Genomic DNA, 14802 nt, shown 5'->3' on the forward strand with positions numbered 1-14802 from the left:
AATACAAATTTCCGGCTAAAACTCGATTGAGATACCGCTAATGTTCGCCGACGAAGAGCGTTTGTTCGTTATTTATTGGAAATATCAAAAACACACCAATTCTCAATACCGCACTGTTTTAAAATGGGTTCGGCACGATTAATCTCTTTATCTGTGCCTTTGACTGTCAACAAATAATCTTTTTGGTGTTTTTGGTCATCATAAAGTTGAGCGGCTTTTTCAGGATCAAACCAACCCCGTAATGCGCCAATTAAACTGCCAGCAGTTGCACTCCCCAAAAGAGCAAGTAAAACAGATTCTACTGTCAGCACTGCACCAAGCCCTGGAATTAGCAATACAGCAAAACCTCCGGTTAAGGCAAGTAAACCTCCCGTAGTAGCCCCCGCGATCCCGCCTGCAGCCGCCCCTTGGGTTGGAGTAATCCTACGTTCAGTCGTGTCGGTGCCATTAGGTTCAGGTTTTTTAGTGACTACAGAAACTTTATGCATTGGGAAGTCAATACTTCTCAATTTGTCAAGTGCCTGTACCGTACTGTTACGGTTGGCAAATGTACCAATCGCGTGATGAAGTTGATTAAAAGTCATTTGCTGCTAAAAAAGTTCTGATCAACCAAGATTTTTCGTGTTGTCTGGGTTCTCTTTAAATATGGACAACAAATGTGATCAGAAAGTGATCGTACTCAATTTGTACGATGAGAAAATTCAAATTATAAAGAATAGAAACACCACTAGTAGTCGGCCACAGCAATTTTGCGGGGTGAAATAAAAAACCGCGAAGGCGCAAAGAGCGCAAAGGAAGAGGGAAAGAAGACTAGGAGCGAAAATTGCTTCAGCCATTAAAGTTTTTGTGGTGAAGTACTAGTGGAAGACGTGGAGAGTTTTGGACTTTTGTATCATGAGTAAAGCGATTCGATCGCAAAGACGTATCATCATCACAACGCCTTATGCGCATCTTAGTAGTAGAGGACGATTCAGAACAGTTAGAGCCATTACACGCTGTACTGTCGGAAGCCGGATATATAGTGGATGGCGTTGAAGACGGAGAAACTGCACAATGGCTGTTGTCCCACAAAGAGTATGATCTGTTGATTTTGGACTGGATGTTGCCGACAATCAGCGGGTTGAGTCTTTGTCATCAGTATCGTCAAGCAGGTAAAACTGCACCCGTGCTGATGCTTACAGCCAAAGACACTACGCTAGATAAAGTGACAGGTTTAGATGCTGGGGCAGATGATTTTTTGGTTAAACCTGCGGATCTGGTAGAACTTTTGGCACGGGTACGGGCTTTGGGGCGGCGATCCCCTCAATGGCAGGGAGATACCCTCCGCATGGCAGATTTACAACTGCACCTCAATCGCTTAACAGTGGAACGAAATCACGCTACTGTGGAGGTATCGCCCCGTGAAGCTCAACTGCTAGAGTACTTGATGCGTCACCCTAATCAGATTTTAACCCGCAGTCAGATAGAAGACGCGTTGTGGGAATGGGGTATGGAACCTGAAAGCAATGCTTTAACTGTACTGATACGCAAGTTGCGGCATCGGTTGCACTTAGTTGGTGCAGAAGATTGGATTAAAACAGTCTACGGTATGGGGTATACCCTCAAACCCCCCAACAGAGTAGAGTAGAGAGCCCAGAGCGAGTATTTTAATGATTGCTAGTTTTTTACTCGATAGCTGACTACCATTGTGGCATTTTCAGGAGACAGTCCTAGCTCTTGAACAATCATAGCTTTTACAGAGCTTAATTCCGTGACTGGAAACTCGAATTCTAACTGTTTGAGTACCGAGTCTGCGGTTTTGACCTCAACTTTGGTTAACCCCTGATCCTTATTGATGTCAGCTAAAATTCCTAGCGCTTTGACTGCAAGCCGCACCTGCATTTGTGTATTAGGTTGCAGAGTTTGTACTTTGGCAGACACTCCCAGTTCTTGAGCAATCATGGTTTTTACATTGCCTAATTCTGTGACTGGAAACTCGAATTTTAACTTTTTAAGTACAGAATTAGCTGTATTGAGTTCAACTAAGGTATGTTCCTGCTCCTTTTCAATTTCAGCTTTGATGACTCGTACATTGACCTGAAGCTGCATTGTTAGCGTGTGTGTTTCAGCTTGAAGCTTGTCTGCTGTACGGTAGTAACGACTTAATAGCAGGTTTGTCAACGGTTCACCAGCAAATCCAAAAGCAATTAAGAATAACGGCACAGGCATCACAAATGCTAGCTTTAAAGATCGCAATTTTAGCAACCAGGGAGACAAGGACATAGGATAACAAGCTGAATTTGGCGTTATCATGCAATTGAACAAGCAAGTGCGCGAAGGCACACACCGCACCTTCGCCTTATCAAAAGCTTCGCGTTGATAGCAGGTTAACTACTTGCTTTGTCCTACGGCAGCAATAACTTGAGACTGCCCTTGGTTATACTTATTAAGAATTGAATTTTCATCCGAGTCCATGTGCCAGTCAAGCCCAAATTCTTGGAGTGCCATAAGTAGACCAATTGCACTAGCTCGATTGGTGGCATAAGGAATTTGATGAACATCGCATAAACGTGTCAGTGCTTCAATATCTGCTGCATGGGCATGGGAGCTTAGCGGGTCTTTGAAAAAGAAAATTGCACTAATTCTATTCTCTGAAATCATACCTCCAATAGCCTGATCCCCTCCCAATGGACCACTAGCAACGAGTCTTTCTACCGGTATCCCTAAACGCTGTTGTAAAGATTTTCCTGTACTTCCTGTTGTGACCAAGGGAACTTGCGAAAAGAAGTCACGTTGTTCTTCTACAAATTTGAGCAAAACACTCTTCATCTCATTGTGGGCAACCAGTGAAACAAAGCGTGTACTTTCGTCCACAGGTATTGGATCTACTTTTTGATACGTGACCTTTTTTTTGGCAACCTGACTGATTTGAAGCATCTTATCCTCAAATTCTTTCAAGTCAATTTCACCGTCACCAGATTCATCAAAATGGTTGAAAATATCTCTACTATCTTGTTCAGACCATGCTGATACGCCCAATGTTGACAAAAAAAGCGTGAATTCATCGGATGTAATATGTCCGTCTCCATTTTCGTCGGCAGCACTAAAAACTTTTTCAGGAGATAACCAACGACTTTCTAATAAATCATGAAGGCGTAAAAGAGACAGATCTAGCTCTTTATTCAGGTTTGACATTGTTATATTATACCTCATCACTAAATCAAGGATAATACTTGAGACGGTGAGTTTAAGTCAAACACTAAGTAATTGTTTAATTAGGGATGGAAAGGCGAACCAAATTAAAAATACGCCAATCGAAGCAGATACAGCTAGTTTCTCACCAACCTGATTACCTGTCAAAATTTGTGTGGTAAACTACTAGCCTCTGCCCTGTTGTTATGTTTAATCGTAGTCGTAGCAATCTAGCTGTATGGTTTACCCTAACGATGGGGAGTATTTTGGTCGTTTTTGCCGGAGTACTTTACTACCGGGCAGTTTTAAACGAGCTAGAGGATTTAGATCGCTTACTCTACCAAAAATCCAGAGTGATGGCAGTCAACGCGAAGTACGATTTGCGTCAGGGACAGTTAGATCTGGAAAATGTGCCGCTGTTAGGAAGTAATTTGCCACCTCTGGGTAGTGAACTCGTATATGCGCGTTGGTACGATACTAAAGGGCAACTGGTGCAATTTTTCGGTACGACTCCAAAAGCGCAGTTGACAATGACCCCTGGATTTCATACTATCAAGACCGCACCTCACTCCTCGAATAAAACGCCCACTGCTATCTGGCTGCGTGAGTTAACGCTGCCCGTATACCAAGATAATTTGTTAATTGGTTATCTTGAAGTTGCAATGCCACTAACATCCACTCAAAATAATCTGGCTCAGTTACGGCTGGTTTTGCTCGTGACAGTACCAGTAACCTTAGGGATAATAGGTCTGGCTGGTTGGTTGTTGGGTGGATTAGCAATGCAACCAATTCGTCAAACTTACGACCAACTACAACGCTTCACATCTGATGCTTCCCATGAATTGCGATCGCCTTTAGCAGCACTTATCAGCAATGCCCAATTCGCCTTACTGTCTACATCTAGCAATCCTGCTCAACAGCGTCAGCGTTTTGAGAAAATTGTTGATATCACCAAATCAATGAGTACTCTGGTGAGTAATCTGCTGTTTCTGGCTCGTCATGAAGGACGATTACCTCCTGAATCTTTGCAAGCAGTTGATTTGAAGAACTTGCTACAGCAGCTAGCAGACAACTATGCTACAGCAGATGCACAACATCTTAGTTTGACTTGCGAACTACCCCCTGATAATGTGAAACTGCAAGCCGAACCAGACTTGCTGCGTCAAGCAGTGGTTAATCTGATTAGCAACGCCTGCAAATATACGAACCCTGACGGGAAAGTACTGTTACGACTTTTTACCCAGTCACGTCAGGCTGTGATTCAAGTTGTAGACAATGGCATTGGCATTGCTGAAACTGATTTGCCGCATATTTTTGAGAGATTTTATCGAGTCGATAAGAAGCGTTCCCGCAAAACTGGTGGGTTTGGTTTGGGGTTGGCGATCGCCCAACAAATTGTCCAAGCTCACGGCGGTAAAATTAATGTTAAAAGTGTAGTCGGGGAGGGGTCTACTTTTCAAATTGTTCTGCCCCTTAAGTAGTCTTTGCAAAGTTGTTACTGTCAACAACGCGCGGGCCTTTCTTCCTCAAGAACCCTGTACAGAAGATGATTGCTTAGAATTACTTTGACTTTTAATAACCTTGCCAGGACTAATCCAAGAAATACCTTGCTGAAAATCAGTACCAATCATAACTGCTTCAACCACGGGCTGAAAAACTTTTGTTTGGGCTACCCACTCGACAATAAAGTTAGCCCCAACACCTCCACTAGTGTCAGTTCTATCTACAACAAAATCCGTAGAAGCTAGGGCATCAAGTTGAATTGGGCGCTCTAAATACTGTTTAAGTTGTTTGCCATTCGAGTCATAGTAGCGCACAGAAGTAATGATGATCGGGTTGGTCAAATCAGTATTACGAATACTCAGAGTGGCTGCTAAATCGAAAACTCTTTTATTATCCCCATGATAGATGTGGGAGTAGATAGGGACATAAATAGTTTCACCCATCACTGCCTTGAAATTTTTATCTAAAGTTACCACCTTTTGAGATTGATTTGCCTGACTCATATCAGGTTGTGACTGCGATGGATTCTGTGGTGATGTACAGGATGTCAGTAAAATAAGAGCGATCGCTAAATAAAAAACTGGGTATAGCTTCATTAGAAAAAATCATTTACAACCTTCAATAAAATCAATGACTTGATGTAATGACCCTGGTTTAGTCACAATCAGCACCGTTGAATCAGGTTCGAGTACTGTACTGCCGTTCGGAATCATCAAATCTTCATGGGGATGGGGTTGATAGCCAATAATTAGGGAACCATTTGGAAACCGGGAATCTTGAGCAATTTCGGCAACTGTACGACCAACAACATAACAATTATTTGGAATCAAAAGTTTCAGCACCTCAATCTGTCCCTGCTCAAAATGCATGATTGATTCGACTTGCGGATACTCAATGGCATTTACCATTGTTGAAACCGCTAGCTCAATGGTACTGATGATATGATTAGCTCCTGCCAATCGAAAAGGTTGAGCAAAATCGGAATGGCGCATCCGAGTTAAAATGTGGGGGACTCCGTAATGCTTGGCGAGAGTTACCATCGCCAGATTCAAGGCATCATTTCGTAGGACAGCTGCCAAAGTGTCGGCTTTACGAATTCCAGCTTCTAACAACACTTCTGTACTGACAGCACTGCCTTCAAAAGCCATTGCCCCTACTTGTTCGCGCGCATAGCGACAAGCATTAGGGTCAAAGTCAATCACAGCTACGGTATGCCCTAGTTCTACCAATTTATGTGCCAAAGTCAACCCTACCAAACCTGCTCCACCAATTAGCACGTACATAACTGCTTTTTGATACTTTTGCCTTCTACTTTACTTTACAAGCTACTCGGCAGGTGAAAGAGTTTGATATGGTTAACACTGGAAACAACCAAATTTCGTGATGCATATGACAGTTAATTTGTACAGGGCCTAATTTCTACAAGCAACATTTGCTAATTCTGGTTTCTAAAGTCTTCTTAGACAACCAATCTGAGAAGATAATGAATGTGGTTTTGCTGCTTGCTAAGGAAAGCATGAAACAACAACGCGCCTTGGCGCTTTGCGTACTTCTCTTGAATTATCATGGAAACAAAAACCGCCAAACTCATTGATGGTAAAGCTTTAGCTAACAAAATTCAGCTAGAACTTTGTGCTGCGATTAGACAATTGCAACCCAAAATAGGACGCCCGCCAGGTTTAGCAGTGCTGATGGTGGGTGATAACCCAGCGTCAGCAGCTTACGTACGCGGCAAAGAACGAGCTTGCCAGAAAGTGGGTATTGACTCTTTTGGCAAGCACTTTCCCACACAAACGACTCAAGCAGAACTCGAACAAGTGATTGCCGCACTCAATCATGATCAAAGGGTGGATGGTATTCTCGTGCAATTACCCTTACCCGATCACTTGGATGCTGTGACGCTTTTGCATCAAATCGCGCCAGACAAAGACGCCGACGGACTGCACCCAATTAATTTAGGGCGACTGGTGCGAGGAGAACCTGGTTTACGTAGCTGCACTCCAGCTGGAGTTATGCGGCTGTTGCAAGAATATGCTATTCCTTTGAGCGGAAAGCATGCGGTAGTGGTGGGACGTAGTATTTTGGTAGGCAAACCACTGGCTTTGATGCTGCTAGAGGCTGATGCGACTGTAACTGTGGCTCATTCGCGATCGCACTCTTTGCAGTCCATCACCACAAATGCTGATATTCTAATTGCAGCAGCAGGTCGTCCAGGACTCATTACTGCTGAGATGGTGAAACCGGGCGCTGTTGTGGTAGATGTGGGAATAAATCGTGTGACAGAATTAAGCGGTGAAAGTCGTCTGGTTGGTGATGTCCACTTTGAGTCAATTGCTGGTGTTGCGGAATTTCTCACGCCAGTTCCTGGTGGTGTTGGTCCGATGACTGTAGCTATGTTGCTACAAAATACGGTTAATAGCTATAGCCAACGCTCCCATAGTTAGAAATTGTCTTTTGTCATTTGTCTTTTGGTAAAAACGTCACAAATGGCGAAGAACGAATGATGGATGACTCTTTCCCGTAAAATTGTTACGTATATAACAGAACACTAAGGAATTTAAGAATGGTAGCAGCCGATAACATTCAAAAAACTCCAGAGGAAGTCAAATTTGACTTACGAGCTTATCTCAAACAGCGACAAAAGCTTTGTGACGCTGCTTTGGATAAATCTATTTCCATCCGTTATCCAGAAAAGATCTACGAAGCAATGCGCTATTCGCTCATGGCTGGGGGTAAGCGTTTGCGCCCTATTCTTTGCCTTGCGACCTGTGAGATGATGGGTGGTACTATTGATATGGCAATGGCAACCGCTTGTGCTGTGGAGATGATCCACACAATGTCGCTCATTCACGACGACTTGCCAGCAATGGATAATGATGATTACCGTCGCGGTAAGTTGACAAATCACAAAGTTTATGGTGACGACATTGCTATTTTGGCTGGGGATGGTTTATTAGCTTACGCATTTGAGTATGTCATCAGTCATACTCACAATGTACCACTAGAGCAAGTCACACAGGTCATTGCTCGTTTGGCTCATGCAACGGGAGCAACAGGCTTGGTTGGTGGTCAAGTGCTTGATTTAGAATCAGAAGGAAAGACAGATATCTCTTTAGAAACGTTGAATTTCATTCATCGCCATAAAACAGGTGCTCTTTTAGAAGCTTGTGTGGTCTGTGGTGGCATAATAGGAGGAGCATCATCAACAGAAGTGCAGCGACTGTCTCGCTATTCCCAAAACATTGGGCTTGCTTTCCAAATTATTGATGACATTCTAGATATCACTCAAACCGACGAGCAATTGGGCAAAACTGCTGGTAAAGACCTACAGGCTCAAAAAGTGACGTATCCGAGTCTTTGGGGACTCGAAGAATCAAAACAAAAAGCTCAAGAACTCATTGAGGATGCTTGTGCAGAATTAGAACCTTTTGGAGATAAAGCGTTGCCCTTAAAGGAATTAGCACACTTTATCATCAGTCGTAAAAATTAAACTAACAATGAATGATGAATGATACAAGCAGGGCAAACTTACATTATATAATCTATCATTCATAAATCATATCTCTGTTGAGAATTCATCATTCACAACTCATAACTTTCCATCTGATCAAAATAGCATGCAGGATATAGGCGACATATTAGAAAACCGAGTGTTGTGGGTTGCTGTAGGAGCTTGTTTGATGGCTCAAGCATTAAAGCTTGTCATCGAACTACTCAAGAATCGTAAGCTAAATATTAGAGTTTTAGTCACAACTGGAGGGATGCCTAGTGCACATTCTGCACTAGTAACAGCTCTTGCAACTGGAGTCGGGCAAACTCTTGGTTGGGGTTCTGCGGAATTTGCACTGGCAACGGTTTTTGCCATTATCGTCATGTATGACGCCGCAGGAGTTCGTCAAGCTGCTGGAAAGCAAGCCCGTATCCTTAATCAAATGATTGATGAATTGTTTCACGAACACCCAGAGTTTGATGGCGATCGCCTCAAAGAATTACTCGGACACACTCCTGTCCAAGTTATTGTGGGTTCGGCGTTAGGTATAACTATCTCATGGTTGGCAAAGTCAACCGGCGTGTTGGTTGTCAGTCCATGATCAACCAAAAAACCTGACTGTATTTTGCTGAAGGCTACTGCAAACGCACAGATGAGCGCAGTAGCATCACTTTGCGACTATCTACAACTACAGCAAAAAAACCTTGATCGCTCAATTTTTGCAGTGTACTGTATGCTTCTTTTTGATTTTTCGTGTAAACAGCCAGCAAATAAGGACGTTCTCCGTAGGAAACAAAACCTACGTCTCCCTTAACCACTTCTCGTACTTTGTTCACCATTTCTGGGCGGTTATAGTAATCTACTAATACAGCTAAACCCTGTCCCAAACGTTCGGGTTTATAGCTGTTTACTGTCTGAGTAGCAGGTTTCTGTGTAACTGTAGGCGGTTTCTGTGTAACCGTAGGTGGTTTCTGTGTAACCGTAGGTGGTTTCTGTGCCACTTGTGACGATGGTCGAGTGGTGACAATAGCAGATAACCCAACTATATTCTTGATATACCTAGCCCAACTATTAGCATCATCTGCCTTGTTAAACCCACCAATTCGTGTCACCGTATTTTTGAGATATCTACAAGTGCTTGTGTTAGTACTGGACGGTAAAGCTTGACGTAATTGCTTCTGATTCTCTGCTGTGGGACTACTGACCAACAAAAGATACTCACCGGAATTGGGAGGTTGACAGACAGGAATGTTTTGTTGTTGAGCAGAAGCAGAATTTATGCCAGCATTTAACCCGATAATACCTAGCAATAAACTACTGACTAAAGTATTTGGTATCTGAAATTTCTGAACAACACTCTTATACATAAAATTTTCTTAATTTGTATCAAAATATTAATGTATTTAGCTATTAGTCAGTAGTCTATAGTCCAATAACTAATAACTAATGGCTAATGACTAATGACTAATGATCATACATTAAGATACGGCTGCTAGAGATGCCAAAGCATCAGGGATTTCTGGTGAAGGAGCTTGAAACTCACCTGTGAGAATATATTCTAAGCGAAGTTTCAACCAGGTAATAAATTGAGGATTAGTAGAAATAATCGCGACTGCTGGTTGAGGACATTTTGCCTTCACTTGTGACATTTGGGGTGCTTCCAGAAAAGCTGGTTGCTTAACCACCCAAAAATCAATTTCTTTTTCTTGTTCGTGGTAGTGACGAGTGCGTTCCTTCAGAACTTCCTCCATCGGTTCTTCTTCAAGGAGAAACCGTTGACTTGCCAAAACGTAATAGTATGTTTGCATTTTCATCCTTGGTTAATCTAGTTATTGTGTAGGGCACAGAGGATTGCGCTATGTCCTACACAATAACTAAAATATAAAGTACCTGATTTAGGAATGGAAGGGACAACCACCTTCCTGCTGTTGGACTGTTGTTTGTTTTTGACCGTTTGTTAGCTTTTTGAGGAAGAGACTGTTGTCGAAGTAGTGTTCAATAGAAAGAACTTTTAAATCATCAGTAACACGCGCCAAGCTCATACCGATGACCTCTACTGTCTCGCCTGTTGGTGTATAGTCTTTGTATGAACCGTTAAAAGTTCCCCAATGTCGCCATTTAAATGTAACATTTGGTGGACCAGAGAAAACCTCAAGCACTTCCCACAAAAATCCTTGAGGAAACGCTGTCTGGAAAAGATTGGCTGATGATTCAAAAGTTTCTTCTGAAGCTTTGTACTCTTCTGTATCGCTAATAAACAAATTATAAGTACCACCCTCTACCACATCTGACGCTGTATAAACAGGACCACCATTACTACTCATACGAAACTGTTCGTTCACAACCGATAACCACTGCTGTGGATTGGTTTTAAACGATGCTTCCATTTCAAAGGTTCTGACTAAGTTTTGGACAATCGCTTCTAGTGAACCTTCAACGTGGTTGTATGTACTTTGTTTTGCAAGATTTTCTTTTGAGCGAGAGTAATCTGGGGGGGTTTGATAGCGCCACTGGGCGTCACGACTATGTGCAATCACTGTGTCTCTATCTTGTATCCAAACGGGAGTATTGTTCGACTGTGTTGCGCTCATAAAAAAGTACCGTCAAAGAATAATCTCTGTCTTGAACATATCAAAGACTTTTAGATTTACGCAGTCGAACCCCAAATATTGTTACATTATGCTGTTAGTTGCTTGTTGATTGTTGTTATAGTTGACCCCGCATTGCTAATTTCATCTCACGGACTGCTCTTTCCATACCAACGAGTGCGGCGCGGCTAACAATCGTGTGACCAATATTTAGTTCTTCCATCCCCGGCAAATTAGCCACAGAATAGACGTTCCAGTAGGTGAGTCCATGTCCAGCATTCACTCGTAGCCCTGCATTTATTGCTTGCTCACACCCTTTGGATAGCAAGGCTAATTCTTGCTCGCGACTGGTTTCATCCTTAGCCTCAGCATATCGCCCAGTGTGCAGTTCAATAAACTTTGCTTGGATCTTGACAGAAGCTTCAATTTGTGAGTTTTCAGCATCAATAAACAGACTGACAGGAATATCAGCGCTTTGCAATTTATCAACTACCTGTCCTATTCTATCAATCTGACCAGCAATATCTAGTCCGCCTTCTGTAGTAACTTCTTCTCGCTTTTCGGGTACTAAAGTAACGTAATCGGGTTTGATATCCAGGGCAATACCAACCATTTCATCTGTCGCCGCCATCTCCAAATTCAGATGCGTTCTCACTGTTTGTCGTAAGAGGCGGACATCTCGTTCTTGAATATGTCGCCTATCTTCCCGTAAATGTGCCGTAATACCATCTGCACCAGCTAATTCTGCTAGTACTGCCGCCGCCACGGGATCTGGTTCCACCGTCCGCCGCGCTTGGCGAATCGTGGCGATGTGGTCAATGTTTACACCAAGTGTAGGCAACTTGATTGTCTCCCTATACACAGTCTTCAGGTCTTGATTTTACCAGGGAATATCGGTTGTTTATTTACCTGACTCATGAACCTGGATGTTGCTCTTAACGCTTAACAATTCTTTCTCGCACAGAGGTAGGGTGGGCATTGCCCTTCAAAAAGTATACTTTATAACAATAATCTGATAGGGCAATGCCCACCAAAATTATTAATATTACCCAATATGTCCCAATATCGTCGCTCCTATCTCCCAGGTGGAACTGTTTTCTTAACTCTGGTGACTTACTACCGCACACCTCTATTTTCGGAACTAGAAAATATCTGTCATTTGCGGACTGCTGTCGCCAAGACACGGACTGAAAAACCCTTTGAAATTACTGCAGCAGTCATTTTACCCAACCATATTCATTTCCTTTGGACGTTACCATCAGATGATTTAGATTACTCGCAACGAGTCTCCCGGTTAAAAGTTCTATTTACAAGATTGCTACGGGGTAAAAAGTCATTACCTCAGAATGTTTCAGCTTCGCGACGCAAACACCGAGAGAGTAATGTCTGGCAACGTCGGTTCTGGGAACACACTATTCGTGATGAAATAGATCTGGCAAGGCATTTGGATTACATCCATTACAATCCAGTTAAACATGGGTTAGTATCCTGTCCCCACTTATGGGAGTATTCGAGTTTTCACAGATGGGTAAAAAAAGGCGGATATCAAGCTGATTGGGCTTGTAGCTGTTGTGGTAAAAAGCCCCAAGTTCCAGATTTCGCTGAGATGGTATTTGGTGAATAAGGGTAAGGTGGGCATTGCTCTTAATCTTTTAGAACATATTGCAAGATTTCGTAAGCAATGCCCACCCTACGGGCGATCGCATTTCTCGAAGATAGCTTAGAGGTAGGGTGGGCATTGCCCAAAATATTGAAATCTATCAAGAATACAGTAATGCCCACCTTACAGGCGATCGCATTTATTAAGTGAATAAGAGTAAGGTGGGCATTGCTCTTAATCTTTTAGAACATATTGCAAGATTTCGTAAGCAATGCCCACCCTACGGGCGATCGCATTTCTCGAAGATAGCTTAGAGGTAGGGTGGGCATTGCCCAAAATATTGAAATCTATGAGGAACACACTAATGCCCACCGTCGGGGCGATAGCTTCGCTGCAGCATAGCGGCAGATCGCATTTATTGAAGATACTACAAAATGTTAGAATGTTAGATCGCATTTTTCAGGATAGTACAACACATCTGTTTGACGAAATTTTGACAAAATCCGGAAAATAGCACAGTCACATTGTATAAATTCTAAAACAAAAACCCTTCCTGACTCAGCTATGCCGCCAGACTACTCCGGTCAAAATCTCCGAGGGCGCTCTTTTAAAGGTCAAAACCTGACAGGAGCAAACTTTAGCGGTGCAGATATTAGAGGGGCAAATTTTACCAACGCTATTCTCAAAGATGCTGACTTCACAGGTGCTAAAGCTGGATTACAGCGACGTTGGGTAATTGGATTACTCATAATCTCATGGCTGCTGGCAATAATATCAGGATATTTGACATGTATGATTAGTCTATTGCCAGTATACTTTACTGAAACTGAAATAAAAAATCCTCATAATCTTTTTACTAGCATAATCTGCTTATTTGTAGTTGCAGGATTTTTTCTAATCGGTATTCGTAAGGGTTTTACAAAAGATTTAGGAGTTTCAATATTATTCATCAGCTTAATAGTCGCATCAGTTTTCATAACATTCTTTATTTACAATAATGCCTTAAGCTTAATTTCCTTGAAACCTATAGTTTTAAGCTTTTTCTTTGTTGTACCTATAGTTGTACCTATTGCCATAACTTTCTCTTTTTCCCTAGCTTGTATCACGGCTTCAGTATTTATCTTTGCTGGATACATAGCCTATCGTATAACCTGGTTCTTAGCTTCATTTTTAATATTGTCATCAGCAATGTCTGGAAATTTGGTCATTGGTGTAATTGCATTACTTTCTGAACTGGGTATTTACATTGGTTTGGATAGCGTAACAATTGGATACAGAAAGGATACTTTTATACGCTTTTTTGCTATAGCCTTTGCTGCTACAGGTGGAACTAGCTTCCGAGGTGCTGACCTAACTGACGCTGATTTTACTGGTGCAACCCTTAAAAGTACAGATTTTAGAAAGGCGAAACTGGTACGCACTCGTTTTTACGAATCAAAATATCTCTACTTTGCCAGAGTCGGTAATTCGATATTATCTAACTTATCTGTTTTGTTTTTGCTTCTTACAGGCGATGGTAGGGGAAAATCCTATGCTGGTGCTAACCTGAAAGGTGCAAATCTCATAGGCGCAGACTTGAAAGAAGCCAATCTCAAAGGCGCTGACATAACTGAAGCCACCTTCCAACGGGCTTGTTTAGAATCGGCAAACCTAACTCTTACTCAAGCTGTTGGTACTGATTTTACCAGCGCCCAAATGACTGGTGCTTGCGTAGAAGCGTGGAATATTGAAAGTACGAGGCATTAGAACAAGTGAAAGCTTTAGCAGAAGCTGGGAAAAATCCTCAAGAAGGAGCGATGCAAAAGGGAGCGAAAACGGCTATGAAGATTTTAAAAGGTACAGTTGCTGGCTTACCGAGTGCAGCAACATTGGTTGAGGCGTGTAGCAAACTGTTGCCGCTGATTTCCAAGTTTCTGGGTTTAGGCTAAGTATAAAGCTTTTCATACGAAATTGTGTTCTGTTGTAGTAGCTGGCTCTGGGGAGATTGCTACCCTATGGCTGACGCCACGCCAGAAGGCTATCGGGAAGCCGCCCTCCGGGCGTCTACGCTCCACTTCGTTTCACTCGCAATGACGAGAGGTATTACCTTGATCGCACTTCCCCTTCAGCCCTACAAGCAACACCATTTAGGACTTACGCAAGCGTCACAATATAAGGTCAACTGGCACATATATTTCAAACTGAGGTAAATGCTCGTAAATCTTGATTTATAAACGTTATAGTCAAATTATACCCGTGTGACAGTTGGAATAAAAATGTGCCAGTTGCGTAAGTCCTGACCATTGTTCGTTTCCTAATGCATATGCACAGACTTGTTTATTCGTCAAGATTCAGTGAACAATTTATTGAGATAAGAGAGTTGTTCACTTCAACGCAGGATGATCGAAAATTTAGGCAGTTGGACAACTGGAATTTAATCAATTCCAAAAAAGTTGTCGTCTTTTTGATGA

19 protein-coding genes and 1 pseudogene are annotated in these 14802 nt (G+C 42.4%); 11 read left to right on the forward strand and 9 right to left on the reverse strand.

Annotation, left to right across the window (positions count from 1 at the left end):
• Positions 1-68: 68 nt before the first annotated feature.
• A complete protein-coding gene (locus AC5JM2_RS25950; RefSeq protein WP_495837701.1) occupies positions 69-584 on the reverse strand; it encodes a hypothetical protein in 516 nt (171 codons plus the stop codon).
• Positions 585-943: 359 nt separating this feature from the next.
• Between AC5JM2_RS25950 and rppA the strand changes: the two genes are divergently transcribed.
• Positions 944-1627 carry a two-component system response regulator RppA gene (gene rppA / locus AC5JM2_RS25955; RefSeq protein WP_495837702.1) on the forward strand — a complete coding sequence of 228 codons (684 nt, stop codon included), beginning with the start codon at positions 944-946 and terminating at the stop codon, positions 1625-1627.
• A gap of 29 nt (positions 1628-1656) precedes the next feature.
• Here rppA and AC5JM2_RS25960 read toward each other — a convergent pair whose 3' ends face one another.
• Together AC5JM2_RS25960 and AC5JM2_RS25965 are read right to left on the reverse strand one after the other, a co-directional pair.
• Positions 1657-2262, reverse strand: a complete 606-nt coding sequence (locus tag AC5JM2_RS25960) for a hypothetical protein (RefSeq protein ID WP_495837703.1) — start codon at positions 2260-2262, stop codon at positions 1657-1659.
• Positions 2263-2370: 108 nt separating this feature from the next.
• A complete protein-coding gene (locus tag AC5JM2_RS25965; protein WP_495837704.1) occupies positions 2371-3174 on the reverse strand; it encodes a methylglyoxal synthase in 804 nt (267 codons plus the stop codon).
• Between the two features lie 203 nt (positions 3175-3377).
• Between AC5JM2_RS25965 and AC5JM2_RS25970 the strand changes: the two genes are divergently transcribed.
• A complete protein-coding gene (locus tag AC5JM2_RS25970; RefSeq protein ID WP_495837705.1) occupies positions 3378-4652 on the forward strand; it encodes a sensor histidine kinase in 1275 nt (424 codons plus the stop codon).
• 45 nt (positions 4653-4697) lie between these two features.
• Here the strand turns inward: AC5JM2_RS25970 and AC5JM2_RS25975 are convergent, their stop codons facing one another.
• Both AC5JM2_RS25975 and AC5JM2_RS25980 read right to left on the reverse strand, forming a co-directional pair.
• Complete coding sequence (locus AC5JM2_RS25975) at positions 4698-5270, reverse strand: DUF3124 domain-containing protein (protein WP_495837706.1); 573 nt, start codon at positions 5268-5270, stop codon at positions 4698-4700.
• A 9-nt stretch (positions 5271-5279) separates the two neighbouring features.
• Positions 5280-5957, reverse strand: a complete 678-nt coding sequence (locus tag AC5JM2_RS25980) for a potassium channel family protein (RefSeq protein ID WP_495837707.1) — start codon at positions 5955-5957, stop codon at positions 5280-5282.
• Positions 5958-6239: 282 nt separating this feature from the next.
• Between AC5JM2_RS25980 and folD the strand changes: the two genes are divergently transcribed.
• The 3 genes from folD to AC5JM2_RS25995 all read left to right on the forward strand — a co-directional run bounded on the left by folD (position 6240) and on the right by AC5JM2_RS25995 (position 8765).
• A complete protein-coding gene (folD, locus tag AC5JM2_RS25985; RefSeq protein WP_495837708.1) occupies positions 6240-7118 on the forward strand; it encodes a bifunctional methylenetetrahydrofolate dehydrogenase/methenyltetrahydrofolate cyclohydrolase FolD in 879 nt (292 codons plus the stop codon).
• Positions 7119-7237: 119 nt separating this feature from the next.
• Complete coding sequence (crtE, locus tag AC5JM2_RS25990) at positions 7238-8164, forward strand: geranylgeranyl diphosphate synthase CrtE (RefSeq protein WP_495837709.1); 927 nt, start codon at positions 7238-7240, stop codon at positions 8162-8164.
• Positions 8165-8291: 127 nt separating this feature from the next.
• Positions 8292-8765 (forward strand): divergent PAP2 family protein, encoded by a 474-nt coding sequence (locus AC5JM2_RS25995; protein ID WP_495837710.1) that lies wholly within the window; start codon positions 8292-8294, stop codon positions 8763-8765.
• Positions 8766-8799: 34 nt separating this feature from the next.
• Here the strand turns inward: AC5JM2_RS25995 and AC5JM2_RS26000 are convergent, their stop codons facing one another.
• The 4 genes from AC5JM2_RS26000 to AC5JM2_RS26015 form a co-directional block, all read right to left on the reverse strand.
• Positions 8800-9531, reverse strand: a complete 732-nt coding sequence (locus AC5JM2_RS26000) for a hypothetical protein (protein ID WP_495837711.1) — start codon at positions 9529-9531, stop codon at positions 8800-8802.
• A 111-nt stretch (positions 9532-9642) separates the two neighbouring features.
• Positions 9643-9972, reverse strand: coding sequence for an MgPME-cyclase complex family protein (locus AC5JM2_RS26005; RefSeq protein ID WP_495837712.1), 330 nt, complete (start codon positions 9970-9972; stop codon positions 9643-9645).
• Positions 9973-10059: 87 nt separating this feature from the next.
• Positions 10060-10755: a SnoaL-like polyketide cyclase gene (locus AC5JM2_RS26010; protein ID WP_495837713.1), complete on the reverse strand. Its 696-nt coding sequence runs from the start codon at positions 10753-10755 to the stop codon at positions 10060-10062.
• Between the two features lie 115 nt (positions 10756-10870).
• A complete protein-coding gene (locus tag AC5JM2_RS26015) occupies positions 10871-11593 on the reverse strand; it encodes a pyridoxine 5'-phosphate synthase (RefSeq protein ID WP_495837714.1) in 723 nt (240 codons plus the stop codon).
• A gap of 213 nt (positions 11594-11806) precedes the next feature.
• Here AC5JM2_RS26015 and AC5JM2_RS26020 point away from each other — a divergent pair, with 213 nt between their 5' ends.
• The 6 genes and pseudogenes from AC5JM2_RS26020 (at position 11807) to AC5JM2_RS26045 (ending at position 14280) form a co-directional block, all read left to right on the forward strand.
• Positions 11807-12376 carry an REP-associated tyrosine transposase gene (locus AC5JM2_RS26020; RefSeq protein ID WP_495837715.1) on the forward strand — a complete coding sequence of 190 codons (570 nt, stop codon included), beginning with the start codon at positions 11807-11809 and terminating at the stop codon, positions 12374-12376.
• A gap of 57 nt (positions 12377-12433) precedes the next feature.
• Positions 12434-12562 (forward strand): hypothetical protein, encoded by a 129-nt coding sequence (locus AC5JM2_RS26025; RefSeq protein WP_495837716.1) that lies wholly within the window; start codon positions 12434-12436, stop codon positions 12560-12562.
• Positions 12563-12623: 61 nt separating this feature from the next.
• Positions 12624-12866, forward strand: coding sequence for a hypothetical protein (locus AC5JM2_RS26030; protein WP_495837717.1), 243 nt, complete (start codon positions 12624-12626; stop codon positions 12864-12866).
• A gap of 50 nt (positions 12867-12916) precedes the next feature.
• A pseudogene (locus AC5JM2_RS26035) lies at positions 12917-13133 on the forward strand (pentapeptide repeat-containing protein); the annotation flags it as partial.
• Positions 13134-13144: 11 nt separating this feature from the next.
• Complete coding sequence (locus AC5JM2_RS26040; RefSeq protein ID WP_495837751.1) at positions 13145-14098, forward strand: pentapeptide repeat-containing protein; 954 nt, start codon at positions 13145-13147, stop codon at positions 14096-14098.
• 5 nt (positions 14099-14103) lie between these two features.
• Positions 14104-14280 carry a hypothetical protein gene (locus AC5JM2_RS26045; RefSeq protein ID WP_495837718.1) on the forward strand — a complete coding sequence of 59 codons (177 nt, stop codon included), beginning with the start codon at positions 14104-14106 and terminating at the stop codon, positions 14278-14280.
• The last annotated feature ends 522 nt before the right edge of the window (positions 14281-14802 follow it).

Source organism: Brasilonema angustatum, assembly GCF_059505445.1.

What these genes read in the sequence shown, in the direction of transcription:
- AC5JM2_RS25950 (WP_495837701.1), bottom strand. Translation starts at nt 584, where the DNA reads ATGACTTTTAATCAACTTCATCACGCGATTGGTACATTTGCCAACCGT.
- rppA (WP_495837702.1), top strand. Translation starts at nt 944, where the DNA reads ATGCGCATCTTAGTAGTAGAGGACGATTCAGAACAGTTAGAGCCATTA.
- AC5JM2_RS25960 (WP_495837703.1), bottom strand. Translation starts at nt 2,262, where the DNA reads ATGTCCTTGTCTCCCTGGTTGCTAAAATTGCGATCTTTAAAGCTAGCA.
- AC5JM2_RS25965 (WP_495837704.1), bottom strand. Translation starts at nt 3,174, where the DNA reads ATGTCAAACCTGAATAAAGAGCTAGATCTGTCTCTTTTACGCCTTCAT.
- AC5JM2_RS25970 (WP_495837705.1), top strand. Translation starts at nt 3,378, where the DNA reads ATGTTTAATCGTAGTCGTAGCAATCTAGCTGTATGGTTTACCCTAACG.
- AC5JM2_RS25975 (WP_495837706.1), bottom strand. Translation starts at nt 5,270, where the DNA reads ATGAAGCTATACCCAGTTTTTTATTTAGCGATCGCTCTTATTTTACTG.
- AC5JM2_RS25980 (WP_495837707.1), bottom strand. Translation starts at nt 5,957, where the DNA reads ATGTACGTGCTAATTGGTGGAGCAGGTTTGGTAGGGTTGACTTTGGCA.
- folD (WP_495837708.1), top strand. Translation starts at nt 6,240, where the DNA reads ATGGAAACAAAAACCGCCAAACTCATTGATGGTAAAGCTTTAGCTAAC.
- crtE (WP_495837709.1), top strand. Translation starts at nt 7,238, where the DNA reads ATGGTAGCAGCCGATAACATTCAAAAAACTCCAGAGGAAGTCAAATTT.
- AC5JM2_RS25995 (WP_495837710.1), top strand. Translation starts at nt 8,292, where the DNA reads ATGCAGGATATAGGCGACATATTAGAAAACCGAGTGTTGTGGGTTGCT.
- AC5JM2_RS26000 (WP_495837711.1), bottom strand. Translation starts at nt 9,531, where the DNA reads ATGTATAAGAGTGTTGTTCAGAAATTTCAGATACCAAATACTTTAGTC.
- AC5JM2_RS26005 (WP_495837712.1), bottom strand. Translation starts at nt 9,972, where the DNA reads ATGCAAACATACTATTACGTTTTGGCAAGTCAACGGTTTCTCCTTGAA.
- AC5JM2_RS26010 (WP_495837713.1), bottom strand. Translation starts at nt 10,755, where the DNA reads ATGAGCGCAACACAGTCGAACAATACTCCCGTTTGGATACAAGATAGA.
- AC5JM2_RS26020 (WP_495837715.1), top strand. Translation starts at nt 11,807, where the DNA reads ATGTCCCAATATCGTCGCTCCTATCTCCCAGGTGGAACTGTTTTCTTA.
- AC5JM2_RS26025 (WP_495837716.1), top strand. Translation starts at nt 12,434, where the DNA reads ATGCCCACCCTACGGGCGATCGCATTTCTCGAAGATAGCTTAGAGGTA.
- AC5JM2_RS26030 (WP_495837717.1), top strand. Translation starts at nt 12,624, where the DNA reads ATGCCCACCCTACGGGCGATCGCATTTCTCGAAGATAGCTTAGAGGTA.
- AC5JM2_RS26040 (WP_495837751.1), top strand. Translation starts at nt 13,145, where the DNA reads ATGATTAGTCTATTGCCAGTATACTTTACTGAAACTGAAATAAAAAAT.